Annotated in this window: 6 protein-coding genes, 1 tRNA gene and 1 pseudogene; 6 read left to right on the forward strand and 2 right to left on the reverse strand. The window is 35.1% G+C overall.

Annotated features, from left to right (window positions below; translation table 11 throughout):
• The first annotated feature begins 1 nt into the window (after position 1).
• Genes GBI66_RS09165 through GBI66_RS09175 form a run of 3 tightly spaced genes read left to right on the forward strand, consistent with a single transcriptional unit; the run spans position 2 to position 1,859 of the window.
• Positions 2-565, forward strand: a complete 564-nt coding sequence (locus tag GBI66_RS09165) for a phosphoribosyltransferase family protein (RefSeq protein ID WP_151715864.1) — start codon at positions 2-4, stop codon at positions 563-565.
• The gene (locus tag GBI66_RS09170) at positions 562-1,215 is read left to right on the forward strand and encodes a YggS family pyridoxal phosphate-dependent enzyme (protein WP_151715865.1); all 654 of its coding nucleotides are present in this window, start codon (positions 562-564) and stop codon (positions 1,213-1,215) included. The genes GBI66_RS09165 and GBI66_RS09170 overlap by 4 nt, the downstream gene beginning before the upstream one ends.
• A gap of 20 nt (positions 1,216-1,235) precedes the next feature.
• Positions 1,236-1,859: a LysE family translocator gene (locus GBI66_RS09175; RefSeq protein WP_151715866.1), complete on the forward strand. Its 624-nt coding sequence runs from the start codon at positions 1,236-1,238 to the stop codon at positions 1,857-1,859.
• A 126-nt stretch (positions 1,860-1,985) separates the two neighbouring features.
• Here the strand turns inward: GBI66_RS09175 and GBI66_RS09180 are convergent.
• Positions 1,986-2,260, reverse strand: a pseudogene (locus tag GBI66_RS09180) (CPCC family cysteine-rich protein).
• 452 nt (positions 2,261-2,712) lie between these two features.
• Between GBI66_RS09180 and GBI66_RS09185 the strand changes: the two are divergent.
• Positions 2,713-4,044, forward strand: coding sequence for a DUF1566 domain-containing protein (locus GBI66_RS09185; RefSeq protein ID WP_171494285.1), 1,332 nt, complete (start codon positions 2,713-2,715; stop codon positions 4,042-4,044).
• 71 nt (positions 4,045-4,115) lie between these two features.
• Entirely contained in the window at positions 4,116-4,637 is a 522-nt protein-coding gene (locus GBI66_RS09190; protein WP_151715868.1) for a DUF1566 domain-containing protein, read from the forward strand.
• A 385-nt stretch (positions 4,638-5,022) separates the two neighbouring features.
• On the opposite strand, the gene GBI66_RS09195 is transcribed toward GBI66_RS09190, so the two are convergent.
• Positions 5,023-6,264 carry a site-specific integrase gene (locus GBI66_RS09195; RefSeq protein ID WP_151715869.1) on the reverse strand — a complete coding sequence of 414 codons (1,242 nt, stop codon included), beginning with the start codon at positions 6,262-6,264 and terminating at the stop codon, positions 5,023-5,025.
• A 160-nt stretch (positions 6,265-6,424) separates the two neighbouring features.
• On the opposite strand from GBI66_RS09195, the gene GBI66_RS09200 reads away from it, so the two are divergent.
• Positions 6,425-6,501 (forward strand) — tRNA-Ile (locus tag GBI66_RS09200).
• Positions 6,502-6,860: the final 359 nt, after the last annotated feature.

The raw sequence follows: 6,860 nt of genomic DNA on the forward strand, positions 1-6,860 counted from the left end.
AATGTTATTAGAAGAAATATATAAGAATGCAAGAGTCGTAAACTCTGGTAAAACTCTGACTACTGTTAATGAGTTTACAGACCAATTGCCTGCGTTGAGACCTAAAGTACTGATTGAGGTTGCTTATGCCATTTTAGAGCATTTAGATTGTGACTTCGATAAGATTGTCACTGAAGAAGATAAAGGGGCGCCTTTAGCAACCACTCTTTCATTGCTTACTGGAAAACCACTTGCTATGGCACGCTGGTACCCTTATAGCTTAAGTGAATTAAATAATAATGTTGTAGATATTAAATCTGAATATTTCGAAGGAAAGATGTATCTAAATGGAATCGATAAGGGAGATCGAGTTGTTATTATTGATGATACTTTAAGTACAGGTGGTGCTGTGATTGCTCTTGCTGAAGCATTACAAGCTGCGGGTAGTAGTATTGAAAAAGTCATTTGTGCAATTGAAAAAGTACAAAATAAAGGAAAGGAAAAAGTAAAAGAAATTACTGGTTTAGATGTGACATCAATAATGAAAATTGAAGTTTTCCCTGAATCTGTAAAGGTTGTAAAATGAGCGTAGAAATAGTAAATAATTTTAATAGAATTATTGATGATATCCGCCAGTTAAATGCATCAACACAGTTAGTTGCGATCTCGAAATTTCAACCAGTTGAAAAAATATTACCTTTATTGGAACAAGGTCATCGTATTTTTGGTGAAAGTAGAGTGGAGGAAGCTCATGAAAAGTGGGCTTTCTTGAGAGATATTTATCCTGATGTGGAGCTACATTTTATAGGTGGAATTCAATCAAAAAAAATTAGGAAAATAGTTCACTTCTTTGATGTTATTGAGTCCGTAGATAGTATTAGTACTCTTACAAAGATTGCTAAGTGTGCTGAGGAAATGCAAAAATCTATAAGAATATTTATTCAAATAAATATAGGTAATGAGCCACAAAAAAGTGGAATTGCTCTTGATGAATTAGAAGGGCTATATCAACAGGCTATTCAAAACGGCAATATTAAATTAGAAGGATTTATGTGCATTCCTCCTAACACAACTGAGGTTGAGCCATATTTTATTAAAATGAGTGAACTAAAATCTTTGTACCAAATAAATAAATTGAGTATGGGGATGAGTAACGATTATATGAGTGCAATTAGAATAGGATCAGATTGTATTCGTGTAGGAAGTTCTTTATTTGGTTCTAGAGACTATACATAGTTTAAGTATAAGGATGAAAAATGGTTTCAATTGAATTACTTATAACTTTTGTCATAACTACATTGATTTTTGCTTATATGCCAGGGCCAGCTATGCTTTATGCGGCTGCCCAGACACTTTCTAAAGGAAAGAAGGCTGGCCTAATGGCATCATTAGGAATTTTCATTGGTGGGTGTTTTCATATCATTGCTGCATCTGTTGGGTTGACAGCAATCTTTAAAATCATACCAATGTTATATGATGTAATTAAGCTTTTAGGTGCTGCATACCTAATTTGGCTTGGTATCAAGTTGATAAGATCAAAATTACAAGGCAGTTTAGAAATTAATCAAAATGCTGCTGATGTTTCTTTCAAACAAAGTATTCTGGTAGAAGTATTTAACCCTAAAACAGCAATATTTTATATTTCATTTTTACCCCAGTTTATAAATGTATCCTCTGGATTCTCTGTCTGGATGCAATTTATGATCCTCGGTCTTTTTGTTAATTTAGCTTTTGTATCTGCTGATGTTGTTTGTGTTTTCTTGGCAAACTTCGTATTAAATAAGGTTAAAAAGTCTGAAGGAACGCAAAGAGCCATGTCCGTTATGGGAGGCTCAATATTTATTGGCTTAGGTTTATTTTTAGCATTTAATGCTCAATAAGTAATTCATAAATATAGATGATTCAAGATTAATGAAACGATACAGCCCTCCAAGAAGGGCTTTATCGTTTTAACCCTTAACTCTAGTTCTTTAATATTTATTGAAGCTGCAACTTATTGGTTCACTCTAACCCTTCGGAATCTCTTCATTTTAGGCTTTCTCACATCCTTAACAAACCGTTCCTCCATTGCCCCATACTTTTTAAAGTTTTCACGAGCTTGGTTTAGCGAAGGTACGTTTGCACCACCACACCAATCATGGTCTTTTGCTTGCATAGGATCATCTTCCCAGAAGCATACAGGGCAAATGTCATAGTAGCCGTTAGATGGTTCGTCTCGGGTTAAGTAGCCACAGCGTAAACAAGGGTAGAGCGCTCTTTCACAGACTGAATACGGCTCAATAAAAGTGCTTCATTTCATCTCTATCTACTGCTTGATTTCTAAATTTCCAAAACTTATCGCTCAAAAAGCACGCAAACCCTCAGCAACATCTATGGCTGTTAAACTGGCATAATATTGAATAAATATTGTTTTATTCAATAATACATTTACAAAAAGCTTGCAAACTCATGTTCCAAAATTAGATAAAAAATCAAAAACAAGCCCAGCATTACACACTTCACCATGCTAATAATTTTCAATAAAAATGAAATAATATTTAGCTGAATTTCGCCTCAACTTATTGACCAAATTTACACAAAATTATTACAATAAGTACATAATGATGGTTTTTTTAATAATGCCTGTGAACTTCTCATAACAAGGCAGATATATTTTCAAGCCTTAGAACGACGATTTTTAACAAGAATCATTACTACACATGATTTATAAACATACTTATGGAATTTAATTTTATGGAATTATTAAAGCCTCATATATTAAAAATCGCATTCACACCAACATTATGCCTAATATTAACAGCATGTGGCGGTGGGGAGGGAAATAGTGATTCAACATCAACGAAGCCACCTGAATGCACATCATTCCAATATCTAGATACTGCAACAAATCAATGTAAATCTAAGACAGCTCAAGTCATTACAGACCTAAACCTACCCGAATTACTGTTGTATGAAAGTGCAACATTAAAAGCAAAATCCAATATAGGATTAGAGATTAGTTATACAAGCCAAACTCCCGAAGTATGTAGGGTAACTAATAATGTGGTTAATACTTTTTCAACTGGAACCTGTACTGTGATGGCCACTCAAGTCGGTACAGATAAAGTTCTCCCTGCTACGTCAATCAGCACGAGTAATCAAGTAAAGATGAATCAAATCATTACTGGATTGGTGTTACCTGAAATGACGACAGGTGAAATAATTGTGCTTGATGCTTTATCAAGTGCAAATTTAAAAATTAGTTATATTAGTCAAACACCCCAAATCTGTAGCGTGACAGAAAATACTGTAAAAGGATTAGCAGTAGGCATTTGTACAATCACCGCTAGTCAAGCGGGTTCAGACAAAGTATTTCCAGCTCTATCTGTAACTAAGACAAATCGAGTTGATGCACCTGCTTACACGTTTTCACCATTACCTACAACTGGTATTTTTCAATGTGGAAATTTGTATCAAAATTTCCTGGCTTGTGATGCTATAAGTCTTGGTTCTCTATATGGATTAGAACAAGATGCTGAAATAAAAGCAGGTCAACCAATGAGTTACACATTGCTCAAACAAAATGGTGAAGAATGTGTCAAAGATAATGTTACTGGTTTAATTTGGGAACAAAAAACTATTGGTGGCGGTTTACGTGATGCGAATCAAGCATATACTTGGTACAACTCAAATAACAACAATAATGGTGGCTTTGCAGGTTCTGAAAAAATTCAAGCAAGTACATCAATTAAGAAGGATTGCAATCTTTCGAAGTGTAATACAGAGGCATACATAGCTGCCCTCAATACAGCAAAATACTGTGGTTATAATAATTGGCGTCTACCGACTCGAACAGAGCTAATAAGCATTATCGATTATGGACATGCCTATAAAAGTATTAACCCTATTTTTACCAATACCAGAGCAGGTAACTTTTGGACAAATGCTTCTTATCCTGGTTACAGCTATATTACCTTTACTAGCGATAATAGTGAGGCATGGAGTATAAACTTTTGGGAAGGTGGGACAAGAGCCGATAAGAAAGATAGCTTGCAATTAATTCGTGCCGTTCGGTCTGCGCAATAACTAATTTAAGGTTTAATTTCTAGCCTACTCTCCAATTAAAAGTTTAAATTTAGGATATAAAGAGATTAATTATGAAGAAAATAGTGTTTACAACTATAAATGCATTACTATTCATCGGCCATGCACATGCACAAACATGTAATTTAAAAATAGCAACCTCTGCTCCTAATAATCGCTACGAGATTGTAGCAAGCAGTGATGGTAGAGAAATTTTGGATAAACAGACCAAATTAATTTGGCAACGCTGTAGTATTGGTCAAATATGGGATGGTCAAAGTTGTGCAGGAACCCCCACGCAATTAACATGGGATAAAGCTTTAATTAAAGCTAAAGCCTTAAATAATGGCTATCGACTTCCTAATATTAAAGAGTTGCAAAGTATTGTTGAGGAAAGCTGTCGTGAACCTGCCATAAATGAGAAAATCTTCCCCAATACTAACTCATCAAGAGCTGAAGCAGCTTACTGGACTTCTTCTCCTATACCATTAGGCAATAATGTATGGGTGGTAGATTTTAATAATGGAAGCACATTTTTCCCAGATAAAGATGATTCTGAGGCAAATGCGGTACGAGCAGTTCGATCCTCAAAATAACTCATATCATCACCTTGCTTATCAACTTACGCTAAATCTCTCTGGAAAGCCCCTATATCAGTGCTATATGGGTTTTCCTTAATAATCATAATATTAAATATATCGCCCACTCATTTTGAATCTTGTCGGTCAAATTTTCCCAATTTTGACCCTTAAAACGCAAAAATAAGGTCAAATTAAGTCGGATGATATCGGACAAAAAGGCAAATAAAAAAGCCTTTAAGTATTGAGCTTAAAGGCTTTTTTATATCGGATCGCACAATCCAGAATAATATTTTGGTGGAGATGACGGGAGTTGAACCTGCGTCCGCAAAAACCGCTAACTTAAGCGGTTTTTTATGTTTTAGATTTAAATATTTGCCGTTCAAACCAAACTGCCATTTCATCATTTATCAGAATGGTTCTGTCTATGCTCACCTAAAACTATTACCTCGATCTCATTCATAGCTGCTCGAAGCTTTTTATCGCTAATCTGAACATAGCCAGCAGTGACATCATTTTGATCTTCGTTCTTGTGATTCAGAAGCTTTTTGATTGTATATTTTCCATAATCTAAGCTTTCGGCAATAGATCCATAGGTACGGCGTAGATCGTGAAATGTAAACTGGATGCCACAGGTTTGATTGATCTTTGCCCTTACTTTGGAAATATTCGTAATGTGGCCAGATTCAGATTTTGCAGAAGGGAAAACCCACTCAGATGTAACTTGCTTACTACGCTTTTTCATCATATCCCAAAGAAAGTCACCCATAGGCAGGGTGTGGGGCTCATTGTTCTTTGGATCAACTGAAGTGATATAGCCATATTTCAAATCAACAGCAGACCAAGCCAGCGACTCACATTCTTCACGTCTAAAACCAGTTAGGATTAATGTGATGAGAAAGTCTTTATTGGTCTCAAGCTGCTGACCACGGTCTTCAAAATTTAATACAGCATTGATCCAATCTGGCAGCTTATCTTCATTGATATATGAACTGCGTCTGCGAATCTTATTCCATGACTTTTTAGCTGTTAAAGTTTTAACGGGGTTGAGCGGGGGGATGATTGGCTGCTCATCGTCATCCAAGTAGTATTCGATCGAAAAATTATAAATAGCTCGAAAGACTCGCATACACATATTGGCCTGAGCTTTACTATTAACGGATAGCTCTTTATGTTTTTCTTGGACCATCATTCGAGTAATGTCTTTGAGCTTTGTATTTTTCCAGTCTTTTAGATAGCCATTAACCACATCACTGTAATCATCCAGTGTACGCGGCTTTAAAGTTCGTTCGTCTATATAGACTAAATACGCATCATTTAAAGTCGGCTGAGACTTTTCAATATCAAAAATTGATTTAGCGTCTGCAATTTTCTTCTTTTTCTTGTCTATAGGGTTTATACCCATTGTCATGTCTAAAAGAGCTTCTTGAGCCAATACTCTTGCTTGAGTCAGGGTTATTTGACCATGGATACCCAGAGTAGACCGAGTAGACCTGCCATTAACCTTTTTCTCAACGATATAAGTTTTGTATGAGGTGTTTACACGCACAGCAAAGCCAATTAACTCACTATCACGATAAATCGCAGGAATTAATTCGAGTTGATCAATAAATGACTTAGTTAGCTTTACTCTGTTTGCAGACATGAGCTAGAATCCGCTTGTTTCACAACATTTAGCATCATATTACAATATTATCTGCGGTCTACTATAGGTCTACTCAAGAAAAAACTTGTAATTAAAAATGATTTTCGCTAATATTGGATTCAAGCTGAATTGTAGAGAATACAAGCAGTTATAAAGTTTAGGGCCTATAGCTCAGTTGGTTAGAGCAGCGGACTCATAATCCGTTGGTCCCGTGTTCAAGTCACGGTGGGCCCACCATATATATCAAGCACTTACATGCATTAATTGTAAGTGCTTTTTTATTGGCTAAATTTATGTAAGTGCTATGTAATCAATAAAATTAATATGTAAGAGTAAAAAACACGATCTACCTATCTTCTCTTGATTTGGAAGGTACTGAATATTATTTATAGCTTTGCTAAAACAATCCAATGTATATCGAAATTAGAGAATAAGACTCTTTAAATAATTTGATGATCTAAATATAATTTTTAGCCTAAGTAAGTTAGCTGTGATTAGAACATGGTAGATAAATGGTTATTTATATTCCCGACATATTTAGTATGAATTATTTTTACAAGCAAAAGATGAATAATAAAGCATGAAATGAGAATTAT

Source organism: Acinetobacter sp. TUM15071, from assembly GCF_008980925.1.
In the GTDB taxonomy this organism is placed as follows: domain Bacteria; phylum Pseudomonadota; class Gammaproteobacteria; order Pseudomonadales; family Moraxellaceae; genus Acinetobacter; species Acinetobacter dispersus.